General features: G+C 44.4%; 17 protein-coding genes and 4 pseudogenes. 17 read left to right on the top strand and 4 right to left on the bottom strand.

Annotated features, from left to right (window positions below; translation table 11 throughout):
* Window positions 1-16 precede the first annotated feature (16 nt).
* The 3 genes from M2108_RS11355 to M2108_RS11345 all read left to right on the top strand — a co-directional run bounded on the left by M2108_RS11355 (window position 17) and on the right by M2108_RS11345 (window position 3632).
* Window positions 17-1744, top strand: coding sequence for a helix-turn-helix domain-containing protein (locus tag M2108_RS11355; RefSeq protein WP_277469448.1), 1728 nt, complete (start codon window positions 17-19; stop codon window positions 1742-1744).
* A 120-nt stretch (window positions 1745-1864) separates the two neighbouring features.
* Window positions 1865-2428 carry a cellulase family glycosylhydrolase gene (locus M2108_RS11350; RefSeq protein WP_277469447.1) on the top strand — a complete coding sequence of 188 codons (564 nt, stop codon included), beginning with the start codon at window positions 1865-1867 and terminating at the stop codon, window positions 2426-2428.
* 37 nt (window positions 2429-2465) lie between these two features.
* Window positions 2466-3632, top strand: a complete 1167-nt coding sequence (locus tag M2108_RS11345; RefSeq protein WP_277469446.1) for a stalk domain-containing protein — start codon at window positions 2466-2468, stop codon at window positions 3630-3632.
* 56 nt (window positions 3633-3688) lie between these two features.
* Here the strand turns inward: M2108_RS11345 and M2108_RS11340 are convergent.
* Window positions 3689-4371, bottom strand: a pseudogene (locus M2108_RS11340) (alpha/beta fold hydrolase); the annotation flags it as partial.
* Window positions 4372-4391: 20 nt separating this feature from the next.
* On the opposite strand from M2108_RS11340, the pseudogene M2108_RS11335 reads away from it, so the two are divergent.
* Window positions 4392-4924, top strand: a pseudogene (locus M2108_RS11335) (MerR family DNA-binding transcriptional regulator); the annotation flags it as partial.
* Window positions 4925-5290: 366 nt separating this feature from the next.
* Window positions 5291-5668, top strand: coding sequence for a YhfM domain-containing protein (locus M2108_RS11330; RefSeq protein WP_277469445.1), 378 nt, complete (start codon window positions 5291-5293; stop codon window positions 5666-5668).
* A gap of 53 nt (window positions 5669-5721) precedes the next feature.
* Here M2108_RS11330 and M2108_RS11325 read toward each other — a convergent pair whose 3' ends face one another.
* The gene (locus M2108_RS11325; RefSeq protein ID WP_277469444.1) at window positions 5722-5943 is read right to left on the bottom strand and encodes a helix-turn-helix domain-containing protein; all 222 of its coding nucleotides are present in this window, start codon (window positions 5941-5943) and stop codon (window positions 5722-5724) included.
* A 277-nt stretch (window positions 5944-6220) separates the two neighbouring features.
* Here M2108_RS11325 and M2108_RS31425 point away from each other — a divergent pair, with 277 nt between their 5' ends.
* The 7 genes and pseudogenes from M2108_RS31425 to M2108_RS11295 form a co-directional block, all read left to right on the top strand.
* Window positions 6221-6331: a DUF6809 family protein gene (locus M2108_RS31425; RefSeq protein WP_346780554.1), complete on the top strand. Its 111-nt coding sequence runs from the start codon at window positions 6221-6223 to the stop codon at window positions 6329-6331.
* Between the two features lie 476 nt (window positions 6332-6807).
* Window positions 6808-7722 (top strand): HamA C-terminal domain-containing protein, encoded by a 915-nt coding sequence (locus tag M2108_RS11320; RefSeq protein ID WP_277506176.1) that lies wholly within the window; start codon window positions 6808-6810, stop codon window positions 7720-7722.
* Entirely contained in the window at window positions 7712-10279 is a 2568-nt protein-coding gene (locus tag M2108_RS11315) for a DEAD/DEAH box helicase (protein ID WP_277469442.1), read from the top strand. The genes M2108_RS11320 and M2108_RS11315 overlap by 11 nt, the downstream gene beginning before the upstream one ends.
* A 67-nt stretch (window positions 10280-10346) precedes the next feature.
* Window positions 10347-10601, top strand: a pseudogene (locus M2108_RS11310) (transposase); the annotation flags it as partial.
* Window positions 10602-11673: 1072 nt separating this feature from the next.
* Window positions 11674-11955, top strand: a complete 282-nt coding sequence (locus M2108_RS11305; RefSeq protein WP_277469441.1) for a DUF1871 family protein — start codon at window positions 11674-11676, stop codon at window positions 11953-11955.
* Complete coding sequence (locus tag M2108_RS11300; RefSeq protein ID WP_277469440.1) at window positions 11927-12874, top strand: alpha/beta hydrolase family protein; 948 nt, start codon at window positions 11927-11929, stop codon at window positions 12872-12874. The genes M2108_RS11305 and M2108_RS11300 overlap by 29 nt, the downstream gene beginning before the upstream one ends.
* Window positions 12875-13015: 141 nt before the next feature.
* Window positions 13016-13311, top strand: a pseudogene (locus M2108_RS11295) (DDE-type integrase/transposase/recombinase); the annotation flags it as partial.
* A gap of 163 nt (window positions 13312-13474) precedes the next feature.
* On the opposite strand, the gene M2108_RS11290 reads toward M2108_RS11295, so the two are convergent.
* A complete protein-coding gene (locus tag M2108_RS11290; protein ID WP_277469439.1) occupies window positions 13475-13888 on the bottom strand; it encodes a DUF4183 domain-containing protein in 414 nt (137 codons plus the stop codon).
* 188 nt (window positions 13889-14076) lie between these two features.
* Between M2108_RS11290 and M2108_RS11285 the strand changes: the two genes are divergently transcribed.
* The 3 genes from M2108_RS11285 (at window position 14077) to M2108_RS11280 (ending at window position 18099) form a co-directional block, all read left to right on the top strand.
* Entirely contained in the window at window positions 14077-14910 is an 834-nt protein-coding gene (locus M2108_RS11285) for a DUF4183 domain-containing protein (protein ID WP_277469438.1), read from the top strand.
* Window positions 14911-15696: 786 nt separating this feature from the next.
* On the top strand, window positions 15697-15867 hold the full coding sequence (locus tag M2108_RS31600; RefSeq protein WP_481856893.1) for a DUF5808 domain-containing protein: 171 nt from the start codon (window positions 15697-15699) through the stop codon (window positions 15865-15867).
* 123 nt (window positions 15868-15990) lie between these two features.
* On the top strand, window positions 15991-18099 hold the full coding sequence (locus M2108_RS11280; protein WP_481856898.1) for a thioredoxin domain-containing protein: 2109 nt from the start codon (window positions 15991-15993) through the stop codon (window positions 18097-18099).
* 71 nt (window positions 18100-18170) lie between these two features.
* Here the strand turns inward: M2108_RS11280 and M2108_RS11275 are convergent, their stop codons facing one another.
* A complete protein-coding gene (locus M2108_RS11275) occupies window positions 18171-18956 on the bottom strand; it encodes a PaaX family transcriptional regulator C-terminal domain-containing protein (protein ID WP_277469436.1) in 786 nt (261 codons plus the stop codon).
* A gap of 208 nt (window positions 18957-19164) precedes the next feature.
* Between M2108_RS11275 and M2108_RS11270 the strand changes: the two genes are divergently transcribed.
* Together M2108_RS11270 and M2108_RS11265 are read left to right on the top strand one after the other, a co-directional pair.
* The gene (locus M2108_RS11270; protein WP_277469435.1) at window positions 19165-19857 is read left to right on the top strand and encodes a metal-dependent hydrolase; all 693 of its coding nucleotides are present in this window, start codon (window positions 19165-19167) and stop codon (window positions 19855-19857) included.
* Between the two features lie 234 nt (window positions 19858-20091).
* Entirely contained in the window at window positions 20092-20706 is a 615-nt protein-coding gene (locus M2108_RS11265; RefSeq protein WP_277469434.1) for a glycerol-3-phosphate responsive antiterminator, read from the top strand.
* Window positions 20707-20708 lie beyond the last annotated feature (2 nt).

The following is a 20708-nucleotide window of genomic DNA, read 5'->3' as shown; positions in this document are numbered from 1 at the left end:
TCAGGAGATGAGAGAGATGCCGCTGCAGGACCAGGCAAGTATATGGAGTGATCTGGCAATCAAAACGCTTGACGTGAGCAGCGGTACTGTGCCGCCCGGCAGCGTTCTAAGCGAAACAGAATTAACTGCCAATCTGCTGCTGCTGGCAGGAGGCGGGCAGGGAAGGCTTGTGATGAACGGCGGGGATTGCCGTATCCAGGCCTTTTTTGCCTGCCATGCGGCTAAAGGCTCAGCCTTTACTCTGACAGCCGGAGCAGAAAGCATTCATTATACCGTGATTACATATAAGGCTGTCCAAATGGCGGACGCCGCCCATGAACAGTTTTCTCAGCGGAAGCACCCGCTGTACACTTCATTTGTTCACCGCCTGGAGCTGCCGGCAGGACTGCACCAGGCGGCAGAAGAAATCGAAGCGAAATGGAACAGGGGGGAAGGGCTGGAGCGATTTCATGTAAATGCACTGCTGCAAGGCATGCTGTACGAGCTAATGATGGAGGTTGAACGCGGCCGGGGCGGTGCCGGTCCGGATATGGTGGATATTGTCACAGCCTATATAGCGGGGCATTACCGCCAGGAGCTGGAGCTTAAAGAGCTGGCTGCACTTGCCGGCTGCAGCGCAAGACAGCTGCAGCGGCGGTTCAAGCAGGAGAAGCTGCTCGGGCCGATGGAATATGTGATCCGGCTGCGGATGGAGAGTGCACAGCGGATGCTGCGTCATACCGATGCTCCGATCAGTGAAATCGCCGAAAGAACGGGCTACCGAGATATGTATTACTTCAGCAGGGCATTCAAGAAGGTTTACGGGGTTCCTCCGCAGCTGTACCGGCGCAGCGCCGCCGCTGTCGGAACAGGGGAGCTCCCGGCTTATAACGGGCTGAGCGACCATTTTGCTGCCTCATACGAGTCACTTCAAGGCCCGGTAATCTGCCATATGCGGGGCGAATACGGGGTCACCGCTGCTCCAAGGCGTATCGCCGTGCTCGACGTGCAGTATGCCGACCATCTTCTGGCCCTGGATGTAGCTCCGGCAGGAAGTGTTGGCACGGGCAGCAGTACTTCATTACAATTTCCCCAATATATCAGGGACAGGCTTAAGGCTACGGAAATGACCGGAAGCTATGAGTACCCGGACCTGGAAGCGGTCGAACGGCTGCAGCCTGACCTTATAGTCTGCACCGAGGTGCACGCCCCGCATTATGAACGGTTAAGCCGGATTGCTCCAACCCTGATGTTCAGAAGGAATGAGAGCTGGCAGACGATATTACGCCTCTTCGGGATTATAACGGGTAAACAGGCTAGGGCGGAAGCCATTATCGCGGATTACCACCGCCGGACAGCCCTGCTGTCAGGAGAGCTTGCAGCTGTGCTGGCAGGTCAGAGTGTGGCCCTGATCCGTCCGCGTGAATCGCTGGTACGGGTTCACACCGCTTCGCACCGCACCGGTGCTGTGCTGTACCGGGATCTGGGGCTGCCAGCTCCGCTATTTGTAGCAGATACCAGCGATACTGCCTATCATATCCCGGTCGACAGACTGCCTGCGGTGCATGCGGATCACTATTTTCTGCTTAGCAGTGAGCGGGTGCAGGATGAGATATCTGCGACAGAGCAGAGTACCCGGATCATGCTGCATGCAAAGGAGCAGCCGCAGATTTATGCGGTGGATGCCGCTACCTGGATTGGCTGCTATGGACCGACGGGAATTAATTACATCGTGGACCAGGTGGAAGGTATGTTGCTGGCATGAGCGGAACAAGCCGGTAGGGAATAAGATTTTCATAGACGAATGGCAAAAGCTCTTGTGGTTATCACAGGAGTTTTTTACTGCGGATTATACTATTAGCCTATTCTATATATTTTCTAACCCATGAACGAGGTGTTTGACGGCAATTATGGCAATCCGAATGAAGCTTACTACGCCAACCTGAATGCTTACAATCAAATTTGTGTGGATACAGTCAGACAAACAAGCGGCAACAATAGCGCAAGATGGCTGCTGATTCCGGGCTGGAATACGAAGAGAATCATGATTTCCGCACACTACTATTCCCCGTGGGATTTTGCAGGTGAGGAATCAGGGACTATTACGCAGTGGGGGGCCTCGGCCACGAACCCGTCGAAGAAATCGTCCTGGGGTCAGGAGGATTACCTGAATTCGCAGCTTCAAGCGATGTACAATATATTTGTGGCTCAAGGCTACCCGGTCGTGATCGGTGAGTTCGGCTCCATTGACAAAACGGCTTATGATTCCAGCAATAACGTGTACCGTACAGCTTTTGCCAAAGCGGTAACAGCAGCGGCGAAGAAATACGGCGCAGTACCGATATACTGGGACAATGGCTACAACGACCAGCATGGCTTTGGTCTGTTCAACCATACGAATAACACTGTAACGCAGCAAGGGATTATCAATGGTAATATGTTATATTAAAGAAAATAATTCCTGAAACTAGAAAGAGGGGCCTTCAATGAAAATCTTGAAAAGATTTATTCGAGTATTCGGGCTTGGTATTCTAATCATCTGGTTAATGCAGTCTACTCCATCCATCGTATCAGCAGCAGCAGGTAAAGCCCAGTCCTCGGCATTGCCCGTGATCAGGGTCTATCTTAACAACAATCAAATAACCTCCTCCTCCGGTGCTCCTTCACTCCTAAACGGGACGGTCATGCTCCCGCTGGACAGCTTCTATTATATTAGCGGCTTAACCGTTAAGTATGATGAACGTACGAAAGTGATCTCTATTGAAAACATGTTTACAAAAGGCAGCATGAAGGCCGGGGAGCGGAACGCTACCGTTAACGGGAAAAAGGTTACTTATTCCGCAGCTCCTCAGCAGATTCATAAGCAGCTTTATGTACCCCTGCGATTCGTTAATGATGCGATTGGAGGCACACTGAACTGGAGGGCGGACAGCCGTGAGGCGATGATTGGCTATCCGGAATTTGTTGGCGACGGCAGGACTAGCAAGGATGCCTATTTTATCAATGGGGTGAACGGAGCTGTATATAAACGGGATGCTGCAGGTGTTGTTCATGCTGTGGGAGTATCCGCAGCGGCTAAGCTTGAGCCGGGTTATATTGCTGCTACCCAGATTTCGTCGGTGCAAATTGCCGAAGATGCCGACCTGGTAACCATCCAGAATTCCAGCGGCGAGCCATCTATAAACCTGACGGTCATTAATCTTTTTGTGAAAAAAGGGGTCATTCTGCGTCAGTCGGCGGCTCATTATTGGCAGTTTTCTCCCGACAATTTGAAGACGTATAACGGTAACGCGGTTATGAACGATGGCCATACCGTCCGGTTGATTGCTCCAGATGCTTCTGTAAAACAAACCTGGAATATCTCCAAGTTAGCAGGCACACCTGATGTCAGCTACGCTATTGAAGCTATTGGCGAGAACTACTTAGTAGCCCGGTCATCTTCGGAAGGACTGCTGACATTAATTGATCTGGAGGCTAATAAAGCGATATTGCTCTATACTGAATTCGGAATCAACCCTACCGATATGCCGGGCTTCAAGTATGATGGCCTCCGGTTTACCGGAAGTGGCGCGAACGGGTCAGAGCTGCAGTTTGAATTCACGAACGGGAAGAAAGTAAAGACGGTGTTTAGTTATACGTTGGGGAAGCAGTAATGAAAAGTCGAAGATGACCTCTTTGTTAAGCGCCAAAAGCTGGTAGAGAAATAGATCTAATGAGTTGTGTACAGCTTTCTAATCAGCCATGGCTTCAGCAAGGGCAGGACGGTTGCAGGCTGCATCGTTTTGGTGTGGTCCATACCGCTGCCCTTTATGATTTCTACATCCCATCCAAGCTGTTCTAGTGCAGCTTTATTTTGCTCCAGCTTGCCGACAATATCGACGGTTACACTGCCGAAGTTCTCACCATATACAATCGTATCCTTTTCCCCGGCAAAAGCCAGTCTCGGAAGCTCCAGCAGCTGCTGAATCGCCAGGTCATCAAATTCCGCAAATGCTCATACATCGTAACAAACTGCTTCGTCTGATTCGGATCGATCTGAACCTGAATGTTATCCCAATCGACCTGTTCCGGGTCTATAGGGATCTGCTCATCTGCCACGCAGGGATTCTGGTTACTGGAAGCCTGCTGGTATGTTTTGTTGGTTACGGTCAGCATTTCTTTATATGGACCGACTAACGGCGGGAATCCACCCATAACCAGGCTTTCGACTCGATCGCTACGGATAGCCAACTGCAATCCAACCAAGGCCAGCCACGAATAACCGTAATAGCTAAACCTCTCAACGTTCATTTCATCAGCAATCGTTAGCAGGTCGTGCACAATGCTCTCAGGTGTGAGGTTATCCGAATTCGGATGCTGCAGCCGGTGCCCTTCATAGTCAAAAAATAAAACCCATAAGGATGGGAGAGCCGATGGAGACGTACACCCCGAACCAAATTGCCGGCACCCTGCAGGTCAGCACCACAATGCTGAGAAGGTATGAAGAGCAGGGGCTGATTCCTGCTGTACCGAGAACCAGCAGTACCAGATTCAGGCGGAGAAGCAGCGGGTAGAAGAGATTCTCACAATGATCAGGGGTGCCGATTTTACCAGATACCAAAACGTAAACCTGAAAGAAAAGATGAACATTGGAGAGGTGGCCACAATAGCAGGTGTGAACACCTCGGCGATTCGTCACTGGGAATCCGAAGGACTCATCCAGTCGGAACGTCATAAGGAGAATGGGTTCAGAATGTTCTCCATAGCGGAGCTGCGCAAAATACTGGTCATCAGCAGCCTGAGAAAGACCGTCTATTATATAGACAACATGAAGAGCCTGCTAAATAATTTAGATACTCAGGATAATGAGCGGATCGAGCATTCTTTTCAGGTGGCGCTGGAGAGTTTGAATGAGCGGCTTAGGCTGCAGTTTAAGGGAATCGCCGAGATGATGGGGTATTTGAATATCAGGGGTGTATTAATGTCAAGGAATATAAGGTATATAACGTTTTTTGTATTGGGTGCAGTACCCTTGCTTATCTATCCATTCGTTTTGATAGCTAACATAATGTCCTTAGCGGGAAGCTGGTCAGGGCAAGAAGAGTTAGTATTAAAAGCAGTCGTGCTCTTATTCATAATATTAACGAGCTCATATCCTATAACCTATATTATTTGTTTAGTGCTGTATCTGATAAAAAAAATCAAAAACAAAAACAAGAATGGTGCTGTTCTGTTATCCAAGCTGCCGCTGTTGCCCTTGATTCATTTAGTTGCTGCTATTCTTGTGGGATGTTTATGGGCGCTCTTGGATTGAGGTATGGAGGAGGAGCTTATGAAGAGGAAAATCATCTACATGATTTCATTGATTCTACTGGTGACTGTAATCATAGTAATGATCCTGCCTAAGCGAGAAATTGTTAGTGTTAGCCTCGTTTCTGACACAGCCACAATCACCTACACCGACGCTGAAAGCCTTCAAATTATCGGAGATGCCATACGGACTGTTAAAAAAGTGCCCGGCGCTGTTGATGTAGGCCCTCCATCTTACCGGATGACCGTTACCTATGATGATTCTGAGGCTGTGCAATACAGTATATACATGGATTTTCAAACCAAAAACGGCTTCCTGATTAAAGACAGCAATAGTGAGAGGATGCTGGATTTAAGAAAAAAGAATTCGGAGGAGCTGGCGGATCTGTTGGCGAAGTGAAGATGTAAAGGAAAAAGCTCCTGTGGCTGTCGCTGGAGCTTTTTTGTTGTGGATTATTTAGTTGGCGGGTAACGTTTGGGAGTGTCGGTTTGCCCTAATAAGTAGTCTATGCTTACTTTGTGGAAATTGGCGAGAGTGATAAGGACAGCACTTGGAACGTCCAGGTTCCCGTTTTCGTAGCGGGAATAAGTAGTTTGTGTAATATGCAAAAGCTCAGCCATTTGCTGTTGCGTCAGGTCTTTGTCTTCGCGCAGATTGCGGATTCTTATGTACATAGTTATCACCCACGCCAAGTGTACTTTATGCGAAAAATGCATATTGTTATTTATGCGTTTTTCGCATAAAATTTATACAAAGAAAGAGTCTGCTACTCAAGTAAAAGGAGGCCTGATGAATATTATCCTGGAGGATTTTTATTATGGGAAGTAGTATCCAAATGAGTTGCTTAAGCCAAGTAATCCGGAAATTCAACAGCTTAACGGCAAGATTACGGATGCTTTACAGAAGCTACAACAAAACTTAGGTAATCAGGATTTATAGCAATTAGAGAAGCTGCTTGATTTACAGATAGAAATGGCTTCTCTGCAGTCGGCATTATCATTTATTCAGGGGTATAAGATTGGTGCTTTGATGATGATTGAGGTGTTTAGTGGGGGAGAATGAAGTTGGAAAATTACATGAATATTGAGTGTAATAAATCGGGGCGAAGGAATTTGCTTCGGTTTTTGTATGCATATAAAAGGAACGAATAAAGGAAGGTAAAATTGATAGGTTGTGAATCAGGAAAACATGATTTTCTCGTTGAGTAGAAAGAAATTGATGAATGTAAAGGTGACAAAAAAGAAAAAGTGGCCTTAGAAGAAGTTATTGAAGAAGGATAATTTCTAAGGCGCATAGGACTTGGTATAAAAAATTTACTATATAAGCGCTTATGGGTACAGTTTTAAGAGTCGCTTTTACAAGTCTGTAACCATTTTTTTTGAAAAAAAACAAAGAATGGGTCGATAGTTTCAAAAATAACTTATTTTATATAGGTATTTGGAAGGGAATCAGAGTCATTTGGCGAATGTTGTAAATATGAGTCTGTTCTGGGCAGACCTGATAATAATTCCAACAGAAGCACTGTGGAGGTAGATGTATTGCTTAATCAATTTAGTCCTCATGTGGATGAGAATTTTTTGGATTTATTTTATCATGAAATCCAAAGTTTTGAATTAGATGGGTCTAACACCAAAATTAATCTCCATACACTTAAAATTGAAAATAATATTTTTGTATATTCCGAATTAGTGGAAAAACTGTTTGACTGCATTGTAACCTATTGTTTATCGAGAAAGGAACTTGAAATATATAAAAATAATAAAGGGATTTACGTAAAAGCAATTCAGAGATTGCGAAAATGGGAAAATAACGACGGAGAACTAGGCGAAGTCCTGCTTTATTGTTTTTTAGAGTCACATTTACGTGCACCAAAGATTTTTACAAAAATGGAGCTGAAAACTTCACCTAATGATTACGTAAAAGGATCTGATGGAGTGCATGTTTTGCAGGTGGATAAAAATAATTTTCAACTAATATTTGGGGAATCAAAGTTAGAAAAGACATTTCAACGATGTTTATATGATGCTTTCAACTCAATTAATGATTTCATAACTAGAAATACAAATAATATTCATGATGAAATAAGATTGTTGAATACTCATTTGGAAAAAGAAAGTATTTCACCTGCTCTTTATAATGTTTTAAAGAAAATAATTATTCCAAGTGCCAGAGAGGAAGAAATATTTAAAGATAATGCTTTTGGGATTTTTGCTGGATTTGAGATTACAGTTGATGAAGATTCGCGGAAATTAAGTAACTCCGAATTCAGAAAGATGATACGAGCCAAAATTAAATCAGAAGTCGAGAGTCAGTACAGTTATATACAGAAGAAGATTGATGAACATAAATTATATGGAACAACATTTTATGTTTATGCCTTTCCATTTGTTGAAATCAGCAACACTAGAAAGCGAATTATTAGAAACTTAATGGAGGCCACTAATGATTTTTGACAAACTGTCTAGAGATGTAATGATAGATGATTATTTTAATCAACTATACGAACGATTGTTAAAAAATATCGCTTCTATAGAACTAGTGGTCGATAGTCCCGTGACTATTAGCGAAAAGCAATTGGTTCACTTATTGAGATTTAGTGATATTCTATCTAATTCAACATTAAATGACTGTAGAAATATGGCATATAGAATTGTTGCTTTTCTAAGCCCTACTTACAAAGGTAATTCTATTTTTAAAACATATTCTACGGCTATATTAAGTAGACTAGGGAATTTCCCTGCCATAAACAATCTTAATCATAATGTGGAACTTCCATTCGTAAGAGAAATTGAGACTGTTGTGAAAAAAGAGATTCAACAAATACCTGGAGCCGAGAACAAATATTTTACAGATTCACAGTTTGATTTATTTGAAAAAATAAAAGAATCAAATTTCTATAGTTTTTCTGGCCCAACTTCAATGGGAAAGTCATTTATCATAAAGACATTCATACGTGATAAAATCTCCAAAAAAGATACAGGGAACTTTGTGGTAATTGTTCCAACAAGAGCTTTAATAAATCAATTTTCTTATGAAATTAAAGAGGATTTAAAAGAACTTATTATCAATAGTAATTATAAAGTAACAACAAACTCTGTAGTCACAGTTGAAGAAGAAAACGAAGGGAAGAGATATATTCTTGTTCTAACTCCGGAACGACTTTTGAGCTACATCTCAAGTAAAGAAAATCCGAGAATAAATTATTTATTTGTAGATGAAGCACATAAGTTAGCTGCTGAAAAAGACTATAGAAGCATTACAATGTATTTAGCCATTGAGAAAAGCATGAAGAAATTCTCTGACTTAAAAATATACTTTGCTTCTCCTAATGTATCAAATCCAGAAGCTTTTTTAGAATTATTTCAGAAATCTGCAACAAAGACATTCAGTACTATTGAGTCTCCTGTTACACAAAATGTTTTCTTTATAGATTTAATTAGTAGGATAGTTAGTTACTACAATGAAGGACGTAAATATGACTTTGAGGATATTTCCATTAGTAAGTATTCTTCATCATTTGAACTAATACATAATATTGGACAATCCTCTTCTAACGTTATATATTGCAATTCAGTTGAAAATACAATAAATAAAGCAAAAGACTTTATAAGATTTTTACCTAATAACCTGGCGAAACCGCCTAATCCAAGTCAACAAGAGCTAGATGAATTAATATTAGAAACTAAAAAAATGATACATAAAGATTATTATTTAGCTGATTGTCTAGCTCACGGAGTAGCTTTTCATTTCGGAAGTTTACCTCAAGTAATACGAAACAAAGTTGAGAAACTTTTTAAAAAAGGAGAAATTAAATATTTGTTTTGTACCTCAACCTTATTGGAAGGCGTGAATTTACCAGCGAAAAATATCTTTATTTTAAGCAACAAAAAACATAGATCAAATATGTCAAAGATTGACTTTTGGAATTTAGCAGGTCGTGCAGGTAGATTGAATTTTGAGTTGTTTGGAAATGTATTTTGTATCCGTGAAGAAATTAAGGATTGGAAAAACACAACTGTACTTAATGGTAAATCAACCACACAACTACAAATCAATGCTACACATCAGATAGATAAAAATGCAAAAAATATTGAACAGCTACTTCAATCAAAACAAATTACATCTTCAGAAGCTGAAAAAGAAGTTCTGAAATATATAGCGAATATTATTAGTATTGATACGATTGACAGTGATAATGATTACAAGAGCCCTATTATTAAGAAATTAATTAATGATGGGAAACTAGATTTACTATTAAAGGCTCAAGACAACATAAAAGATTTAAAGATTCCAGTAGATGTTCTAAATAATAATCAATCTATTATGGTTAGACAACAAGATAACGTTTATGAGTTTATTGTTAAAAATCAAGCCTTTGAAGAGAAGATTAAACTTCCACATGAAATAAATTACAATAACTGTGTTTTTGCATTAGAACTTCTATATGAAAGGTATAATTGGGATGTGAACGAAAGTAAAAACGATATTGCTAATAAGAATTCTTTAAGGTATTACGCACTTTTAGTAAATCAGTGGATAAATGGTCAAAGCCTAAGTGAAATGATTAATGAAGCTCTTCGTTTCTACGAGAGAAATAATAAAAAATTAATGTTTTATGAGAACAATATTCAAGTATTTGAAGATTTCAATAAAAGCAAACGTCATATTAATAAAGTAATAAATAATCTGATATCAGATATTGAAAATGTAGTCAGATATAAATTAGAAAAATATTTTAATAACTACCATGCTATATTAGTTTCTATTTTAGGTGAGAAAAAAGCTGGTCCAAACTGGAACGTTTTTTTAGAGTATGGGACAAGGGATACTGTTGCAGTGTACTTGCAAAACATGGGATTCTCTAGGCACGTTTCTGCCTTGTTGACTAAAGAACATAGAGATTTATTGAATATCAAAGATGGAAAGTTGATATCAATTGATAAAAAAAAGCTTGTTAATCGATTAGTTCAGGGGACACCTGAGTATGACGAAATTAGTATGTTAATTTAATAAAAGTTGTTTTGTTAAATTATTTTTAGCGTAAGTTGTTTAGGAGAAGAAAATGGATTTCTATCATATGGAGCCATTCCTGAATGAAAACAAACGACTCACATTCGTATTTCTTCCACCTTACAGCCCGCAGCTCAACATTGTAGAAGGGCTCTGGAAATGGCTCAAAGGCGATGTCATTAATAATGTCTTTTATCACACGGTGGCAGAAATCCGGAACAATGTTCGTTCATTTATGGAGTCAATTATGAAGAATCCTCAAGTAATAATCGACCGTCTCTGTGTGCGTATGGAGTCAAATAAGATAATGGAAATTCTTTAATTCAACTTATATAGCAAAGACTTGGTGAGAAGAAGCTTTTGATAAAGCTAGGAGGGAGAAAAATATGTCTTCTTATCTGTTGGGCTATTCGTAGTGTGGCTTTAATCGATTTGACATTTATATGATGTTCTTACCTAGATCAATGATCAATTAATACAGATGCTCCTGCCAATGAAATTGGTGGGAGCATTATTTATTTCGGGATGGAAACAGATAAAAGAAACACAAAAGAGCATGGCTAACTATTTCCATATGGAAGAAAAATACTTTTACCGTCGAACTCGGAGTATGATATAAAGAGTAGGAAATTTATGTTAGATGGAGGGTTCAGCTTATGGAAGAAAAGAAAATTGGAGCAAGCGATTATCTGGCGTTAGGCTTGTATGCTTTTGCAGGGTTCGGTCTTGAAGTTGTCCTGTCAATGCTTTTGCCTGTAATATTTGGGGTGGGATAGTCTGAATAAACCGTTATCTATCATTGTATACATTGGGTGCTTACATGTATTTTGTGGGGGAGTATGGCACTATTTCTGATCAGGCTTTCAAGGAAGAAGTACACCTTTGACATTATGAAGCTAAACGAAACGCAGACTCCTAGGGATGATTAATCGCAGTTCTAGTTTCTATTATAGCCCTTACAGTTACAACTATTGTATGGGCGGCTTTAAATCGATTCAAGAATACAATGGGATCGTTGAATTCATTTTTCAAAATGTTTATTACTAGTTTGAAGCTGCCTTGATTCTGCTAACAATTGCTTTTGGACAAAAGTTTGGTGAAACGCTCTTAAAAAGAGGCGGTCTGCCCTATGGAGGGATTTTTCTTGCGCTCACATGGAGACTCATACACATTTTGCTTCAGGGAAGTTTAACAGGTGTTTATGCTTTCTTTATGTCGATTCTATACGGCCTTGTATACATAATGTTGAAAAAGAATATCCGGTATTCGTATATGATGATTGCAATTATATTTATTTTATAAGGATTTACTGAATGTGGACTTTATACGGATATCTGTCTTAATGGGTTAACTGAATAAAGAATTGATTACCAAATAATAGGAGGCGAATAAATATGAAAAAAATTGTTAGACAAGTAATTCATGAATGGAATCCTTTCGGTTTATTACCACATGCACCTGTTGATGAGTTTGATTCAGAAATTGAAGAAGTCGCCCTTTCACTAACAGATGCTACTACAGTCGAAGAATTAGCAAGAAGAATACAAGATATATTTTCTTCCAGTTTTGGTGAGCCATTTGGGTATGAGGAATGTTTTAATACGGCTAATCAGATATGGGAGCTTGCAGAGAGTCATTTAAAGGGAGGTGAGTACTATAGTAAATGCAAGAAATGAGATAGCAGAAGCAATTGGAATTATATCTCCTAATGCCACACCTCATATTGAGTATCGACTGCTAAACTCCACAAATGAGGAAGGATATACAAGACAGTTAATTGAATATGATTCTTACGGTGACAAAGTCATTGCTTTTCTTTTGCTTCCGGAACTCCTTGATAAAAACCCAGCGATTCTGATCAATCACCAGCACAATAGGGAGCATCATTTAGGGAAGAGCGAGGTTTGCGGTTTAGCAGGAAATCCGTTGCAAGCTTTCGGACCTGAATTGGTCAAAAAGGGATTTGTTGTGTTAGCTCCTGACTCCATATGCTTTGAGGAGAGACGTAAAAATGCACACGGTATTGGACCTCTCCCAGACGACAGTGACTTTTGGCAGCATTATAATGAAATGTGCTATCGGATAATAAAAGGCGATTCTTTGATGAAAAAAGTGATCGCTGATGCCATGAATGGAATAACGTTGCTTGCTAATCTTCCTTTTGTTGACAATCAATGTATTGGCACACTTGGACATTCATATGGTGGTAATACTGTTCTATTTCATTCTGCGTTAGATGAACGAATAGCCTTTAGCTGTGCCAGCGGCAGTGCTTGTACTTATGCAAATCGCATGCTAAACAATGTCGGGATTGAAATGGCGAGCGTAATTCCGAACTTCCACAGTAAATACGATATATATGATTTAGTATCTTGTATTGCACCAAGACGACTGCTTATTGTTTCTGCGGATGACGATAAATATTCAAGAGATGCTTCATATATTGTTGAAAAAGCCAGTCCAACCTATTTGGAACTGAAAGCTTTACATAACCTGTACCACAAGAGATATCAAGGTGGTCATGGACTGACGAAAGAAAGATTTGATTATATTATAGAGTGGCTTAATTTGAATGGGAAACATTCTGTGGAATAAGTCCACATATTAGAAGTGTAAATAACATTCTGAAAACCTAAACCTCATTAATTTTTGTGAGGTGTTTTTATTTTAAGATGGACTTAATCAAACAAATTATGCTTGGAATGATAAAGCTTTTATAAAAGCAAAAGCAGAAGTGTAAAGGTTCAGAACAAATGGCACTTTATTTGCGTGCTCATCGACCTGTTCAATCGAGAAACTGTGGGACACAGCACAGGGCCAAACAAGGATGCGGCTTTGGTTTCCCGCGTCTTTGCTACGGTAAAGGCGATCTGAGCCAAATCGAGTGGTTTCACACGGACCGTGGCAATGAGTTTAAAAATGAAACGATGGACGAGCTTTTGCTTACCTTTGAAATCGGACGCTCCCTCAGGAAGAAGGCTTGTCCCTATGACAATGCCGTGGCCGAAGCGACATACAAAGTCTTGAAAACCTTGAAGCTTGAAAGGGTAATTGAACAGGCATGGAAGTTCACTTTTTTTAATGGGAGTATAGACAGCCACGGAGCGCGCATGGCCTGAACTGCAGTGCACGTAGTCCAGACCACGCTTGAATATCTCCGAGCGGTTGTGATACAACCTCCAAGAACCCAACGTACTACGTAACAATAGTAATAACTGGTGTGGAAATTGTAGGCTGTGTTGTGATGCTTGATGCGACATTGGCAAAGCTGGCTACTTCAAGGCTTACTGGTACCCCAACAGCAATAGCATTTGTATCGAGTACCAAACTTGCTGGAGAAACGGTTGACAGAGATTTTTGTTGTAGCACCCCATTGACGTACACGTTGAAATACTCATTGGATGTCAAAGTGGGGAGATCCACTACAGGAGCATTAGCGTCATCAACAAAACTGGCAGCAGTTATGGTTGTAACGACTGGGCCAACATCACCGGCTGCTACTGTAGCGAAGAACCGGGTTGCTGCTGGAGTTACAACAGTACCAATTGCACCTCCTGTTGCAACAGGAGTTGTCGAAGTGGCTGTAAAAACAGGTTTTATAAGGGGCATCTTTTTCACCTCCCTTTTGAAGATTCTATATACGATATGAATGTTAAAAACTAGTGCCACGGCAAAATGATCATCTCTTTGTTGGAAAATTTGTTTCGTTGAATTTATGTGAACAGTACCATTGGTCCAATCAGCTACAGATATCCAGTGTAAAATAATGAAACTGTGTGTAGGAGGAGGTAATCAGCTTGACACTCATTCAAAATTCAAGCTGTCTAATAAATAAAAAATGCAAAGTCAGAATAATAAAGAAAATACGGTATGCAGGTAAGGGACAACCGGTCTTGCAGACGGAGCGGTCAAGACGGAGAACAGGAAAGAACTGTGTATTAAAAGCTGAAAGCAATCCATCATTGAAGCCAAAACGTAAATGCAGAAAAGCAAAAGGCACCCCAAAATTACGTGTGGTGTATAAAAAGCAACGAGTACAGTGCATTACAGAAGCCCAATGGGAGCAGCTTCAGAGTGAATTAAGATGCCTTAAGGGCGATGGCGGATCACAACGTGTGACAAGGAACCAAGGCACGGATGGCGCTCCTGGAAGTGCGGGGGCTCACGGAAGTGCAGGTCCCCCAGGACCTCCAGGACCTCCAGGATTCTTAGGTCCTCAGGGTTTGGCAGGTGTTCAAGGTGCAGCGGGAGCTCAGGGCCCCGCCGGACCGCAAGGCCCCGCTGGACCGCAAGGCCCACAAGGACTGACGGGCCCGCCCGTTGACATTGCCAATATAGCTGTCATCCCTGCAGTTTTCAGATATTTTTATTTTGCACCATCCAATATTACAAGCTCTATCACTATTCCGGCAGCCCAATTCACGAATGACAATGGCGCCAATATCAGTCAATTTACTGGAACAGATACGAATAGCATCCTTAATTTATATATTAATGGTGTCTTGCAGGAGGGCAGGTTGTATACAGTAAAGAGTAACTCATTGGTGATTCAAGCTGCTGGAGATACGATACTGGCAGGCACTCCAATCATTCTTGAAGCCATACGGCTCTCATTGCAACAGGTGAGCTGATGCGGTTCCTGCATTCTCAGGTGAAGTCTGAATGTGATTAATTAGACAACTCTGGAAGAGAACTTTGATTAATTGAGGCCTTCCCCCACCTTTAAAATTGTTTGAGCATACGATGTATAAGAAGCTTGAAATCTGTGCAAGATATTTTTGACGGTGTGAAGAGAGGTGTGGTTCCGTTGGACCATTCGGTGCTAGGGCTACAAGAGGAATTTAACTAATCACTAAGTCAACTGAAAGCGAGGGGTTGTGTCGCAGAGCATCTCTGAACACACATGCCTAGTAGCATTCCTTTAAAACGGAAAGTGAACAAGCGGTGCCCAAGTATTTCTAATGATGTGAAGTGTGACTTTTAAAGATACTCGAACGATCAAACACCGTCGAAGGGGGAGCCTGTAAAAGGGCTCCTTTTTCTATTGTTTAGGCGCAACAATACAATCCGAAAAAGTTATGGCTTTAATGGACTAGATGCTACATCCTTTACAACAGCAGTTGGAACGTTGACCGCTATGCAGATAAATCTTATAGTTCTGTGTTTATGACTACGATAATACAAGTGTTTATAACACTTTTGTTCACATTTGAGAATGGGAGTATTCGCAGAGTAAAGCAGCAGGCTCAACCCACTGATCCGAACCGTTCCATTAGACAAGACGTAACTTTCCACCGTACTTGGTCATGTTTTATGATTACAGCAAGCTTCTTATTAGTTAGTTATCCTGTTTTGGGCTGGTCAGGGCGGAAGCCGCTTGGAGCGATCTGCCGATTACTCCATTGTCAGACCTGTCCATGATGATGATAAAGTTAGGTATGATTTATTTCAATCGTAAGGATCCAAACCTAATCGTCGAGAAGAGGTTCGGAGTCGGCTGGGGATTAAATTTCGGTTACCCAGTAAGCTGGCTGATTTTGCTCGGAATTATTGTACTGTTAGTTGTGGTAACAAGGCTTAGAGGTTAGTACACCGTTGTTTGACTCGAACATAAGCGAACCGAGGCACTAACCCATGCTAGTGTCTTTTTGCCATTCAATGGGTAATACTAACAAAGGCACATTCCGTATAAGGAGGCTACATAAGTGGAGATCAAAGAAGACAAACAGCCTAATCGACTAATAAATGAAAAGTCCCCGTATTTGTTACAACACGCCCACAACCCCGTGGATTGGTATCCATGGGGCGAGGAGGCTTTTGCCAAGGCGCAGGCGGAGAACAAGCCGATCTTCCTTTCAGTCGGCTATAGCACATGCCATTGGTGTCATGTAATGGAAAGAGAATCCTTCGAGGACTACGACGTCGCCAAGCTTCTCAACGATAACTTCGTAGCCATCAAAGTTGACCGCGAGGAGCGGCCGGATATTGACGGGCTGTATATGTCGGTGTGTCAGGCGCTGACCGGGAGCGGAGGGTGGCCGCTAACAGTGCTGCTGACGCCGTACAAGAAGCCGTTTTATGCAGGGACGTATTTCCCGAAACGGCGGATGCTGGGGCGGATCGGGCTGATGGATATACTGGAGCAGATCCATACGAAGTGGGAGCAGGACGGCGATGCGCTGGACCAGCTCGGCGATGATCTGCTCGCAAGCTTGCAGGAGCTGGACCGCAAGAATGCCCAGCAGGCAGGCGGGGATAGCAGAGCGCTGCCCGGCGAAGAACTGCTGCATGAAGCGTTCCAGCTGTACCAGCGCCAGTTCGACGAGGAGTATGGCGGGTTCGGCAATGCGCCGAAGTTCCCGACGCCGCATAACCTGTCGTTTCTGCTGGCGTACAGCCAGACTTACCAGCAGCCGGAAGCGCTGCGGATGGTGGAGAAGACGCTGGACAGTATGTACCGCGGCGGGATTTACGATCATATCGGCTTCGGATTCTCCCGCTACTCGACAGACCGGGAGTGGCTGGTACCGCATTTTGAGAAAATGCTCTACGATAACGCGCTGCTGGCTATCGCTTATCTCGAGGCTTTCCAGATTACCGGGAAGCCGCTGTATGCGGAGATTGCCGAGCAGATCTTTACGTATGTGCAGCGTGATATGACTTCGCCTGAAGGGGCGTTTTACTCGGCTGAGGATGCTGATTCCGAAGGTGTAGAAGGCAAGTTCTATGTCTTCACCCGGGATGAGCTGGCGGAAGCGCTGGATCTGGAGGATATGCACTCCTACTGCCATGTGTACGGTATTACACCTGAGGGAAACTTCGAGGGTGCGAATATTCCGAACCTGCTGCAGGGTCTGCCGGAGGACATGGCTGAACGGTTGGGCATGAATCCGCTTGGCATGAAGACGCGGACCGGGGAGTGGCGTGAGAAGCTGTTCGCTTACCGGGAGGAGCGGATTCATCCGCTGAAGGATGATAAGGTGCTCACAGCCTGGAACGGCTTGATGATCGCGGCGCTGGCAAAGGGTGCGAAGGCACTGCAAAAGCCGGAGTATGCCAAGGCTGCGTCTGCTGCGGCAGATTTCATCTGGGAGCAGCTGCGCCGGCGTGAGGATGGCCGCCTGCTGGCCCGCTACCGTGACGGGGAAGCGGCGATTCCGGCCTATGTGGACGACTATGCTTTCCTGATCTGGGGCCTAACTGAGCTGTATGAGGCAACAGGCCAAGTGGTCCATCTGGACCGGGCGCTGCAGCTGAAGGATGGTTTGCTTGCATTGTTCAGCGACGAGGAAGGCGGCGGCTTTTTCTTCACCGGCGTAGACGGGGAAGAGCTGCCGATCCGCTCCAAGGAGCTATATGACGGGGCGCTGCCGTCCGGCAACTCGGTAGCAGCCAAGCAGCTCTACAAGCTGTCTGTAATTACACAGGATGTGGAGCTGAAGGCGATAGCCGAGCGGACGGCAGCGGTACTGGCTTCTGCGGCGGGGGAATATCCGCCGGGTTATTCGATGTACCTGCAGGCACATCTGGCGCTGCTGTCCGGCGGACGCGAATGGGTGCTGTCCGGCAAGCTGGAGGACCCTGTGCTGCACAGCATGCTGGCCCAGGTCCAGCAGACTTACCTGCCGGATGCCTCGCTGATCGTCAACTATGCAGGCAGTGACGGTGAAGACTTGCACACGCTTCTGCCTCATCTACAGGATAAGCCGGCAGTGGACGGGCAGGCTACGGCCTACGAATGCCGCAATTTTGCCTGCCGGGCCCCGCTTACCAGTCTTGATGCAGTCAAAGAGCTGCTGGCCACCGGCCGGCAGGTATAAAATAAACAAAAAGGGACAGCCCGCAATGGGGCTGCCCCTTTTTCCCTTGGTTTCTCACCGAGCCTGCTAACTCAGGTAAACTGAGCGTAAAAGGAATCCCGCGGAATCGCCGCAGCCAGCCTGCGCCACTCAGCCTGAAGCTCGGCGATAACGGCTTTGCCGGGCCAGCCGGCCGGCAGCAGCTCATCCGGCAGGGAAGGATCGGCCATGATCAGGCCGCTCATTTCTTCGCCGATCTGCAGGAACAGCAGGAACAGCGGCAGTGCCTTACCATTGCGGATGGCCTCATCTGCAAGCGGGACAAACTCCCGGGAAATCCAGGCGCTTTTGTCTAAGTAAAGTGCTTCGAGCTTGTCCAGCTGCCAGATGTCCCAGGCCTTGGCCGGAGTAATGGTTCCTTCCGCAAACTCGCCGCGCAGAATGGAGACATTGCCGGTGAGCTGCAGGCTCTCAACATAGTCCGTCACTTCCCGGCGGTAATTCCAGGGGGAGATGTAGACACTGTTATATAGAAGCCCATAACCAAGCTGCAGAATAGAGGTGCGAAAAGCATCCCGTTTCTTGCGCTCCTGTTCCGGCACTTCGAGCATGACCACATCCCAGGTATGATCCCACTGCTGCTCATAACGGGCCGGTTTGCTGTTAATGGACTTGATGTAGGCGCGGCCGGCAGAGGTGATGCAGTACTGGGAACGGACCGGAGAGGCGATGTAGCCCTCTTTTTTCAGGCGGGACAGGCTGTTGCGGATATAGGTAGAGGTGTAGCCTCTTTGTTCATAGATTTCGACAAATTGCTGGGCGCCCATCCGGTCCACGCGGGACAGCAGGAAGAGCATCGTTTTTTCGACAGACAGCACGTTCTCACGCCTCTCTTGACAGGTAGTAATAATGAATATATTATAAATATAGACGTTCGTTATAAAAATAGATATATTGAGCAGCGGGAAAAGGAAACCGCAACTTTTGTAGCGAAGTTCGTCCATGCTCATTTGTCATTGTAACGTAAACGGTATGGTTTTGCACGGCAGGTCCATTATTTTAATAGAAGAAGAGGAGAGATAAGAGATGAAGATTATTTTTCACGGCCATTCCTGTGTACAGCTTGAGGTAGGCGGCAAGTCGCTGATTATCGATCCATTTATTAGCGGTAATCCGGCTGCGGTGACGAAGCCTGAGGATATTAAGACAGATGCGGTGCTGCTGACCCATGCACATGCGGATCATATTCTGGATGCTGCTCCGATTGCCATCGCCAACAATGCGCCAGTGGTCGCGACTGTGGAGCTGGCTACGTATATCGGGTGGAAGGGTGTAGAGCAGACAATCGGAATGAATATCGGCGGGACGGTAGACCTTGGGTTTGCCAAAGCAACGATGATTCACGCTTTCCACACCAGCGGCATTACGCTGGACGATGAGCAGCGGATTGTTTACGGCGGGATGCCTGCAGGCTTCATTATTGAAGCAGAAGGTAAAACCGTACTGCATGCCGGCGACACCGGGCTGTTCAGCGATATGAAAATGTTCGGCGAGCTATATAACATCGACCTGGCGATTCTTCCGATGGGCGGGCATTTCACGATGGGACCGGAGCATGCGCTGATTGCCGCCAAATGGCTGAACGCCAAGCAGGTGCTGCCGGTGCATTACAACACTTTCCCGCCGATCCGCCAGGATGTGGCCAGCTTTGTTGACTCCCTTAACAAGGCAGGTATTGCCGGTATAGCGCTTGAATATGGAGAGAGTCTGGAGCTGTAACAGCATAAGGTTTGTAGAGGGACATCACTGCGGTGGTGTCCTTTTTATGTGCGGGAATGCAGACAGGTTCTCGATCATTTGGTTAAAAGAAGGAAAAATGACTGCTTCCCCGTTAACACTAACTTTTACATAGCCCGAATACGGGGCCAACAAAAGAGCTGTAACATTGGTTTCAGGGCCGGAAGCCATACAAGCCGGTGACCAGGCGATAAGCGAAAGGGAGTGTGCCTCGGCATGAAGCATAACCCCATCATTGCTTCCATTACAGAAGAATCGCAGATCAGGCAGGCCATAAGCTGTCCGGTAAAAAGGGTGAACCTGATGACCGGCAACATAAACAATCTGGGACAGATTGTACGGCCTTTGCAGGAAGCGGGTAAGCAGATTTTTGTACACGTCGAAATGGTCGGCGGAATCGGGCGGGATGCGGCGGCGATCCAGTACCTGGCTGAAGCCTTTAAGGTGGACGGGATTATTACTACCAAAAGCAACGCCATCGCCACAGCCAGACAGCACGGGCTCGCCAGTATCCAGCGGGTGTTCGCGATCGACTCGGCGGCAATAGAAACGGCGCTGCGCATGATTAAGTCTAGCAATCCTGATGAAGTTGAGCTGATGCCTGGTCTTATGCCGAGGATTATCAGGGAGATGAAGCAGCGTATCAAGCAGCCGTTAATTGTCGGCGGATTGATCCGGCACGAGGAAGAAATTTGCAGTGCACTAGAAAGCGGCGCAGACTATGTATCCATCGGCGACGCGTCATTATGGAAACAACCGAAACTACATACAGCACCCCGGGGTGGAGACGATGAGAAAACCCAGCGGTCAGAAATTGGTGTTCCGATCTAACG

Source organism: Paenibacillus sp. PastM-3 (assembly GCF_029893965.1).
Taxonomy (GTDB): Bacteria; Bacillota; Bacilli; order Paenibacillales; family Paenibacillaceae; genus Paenibacillus_AQ.
The sequence above is the reverse complement of the archived record's forward strand: the minus strand, read 5'-3'. Positions and strand labels throughout refer to the sequence as shown.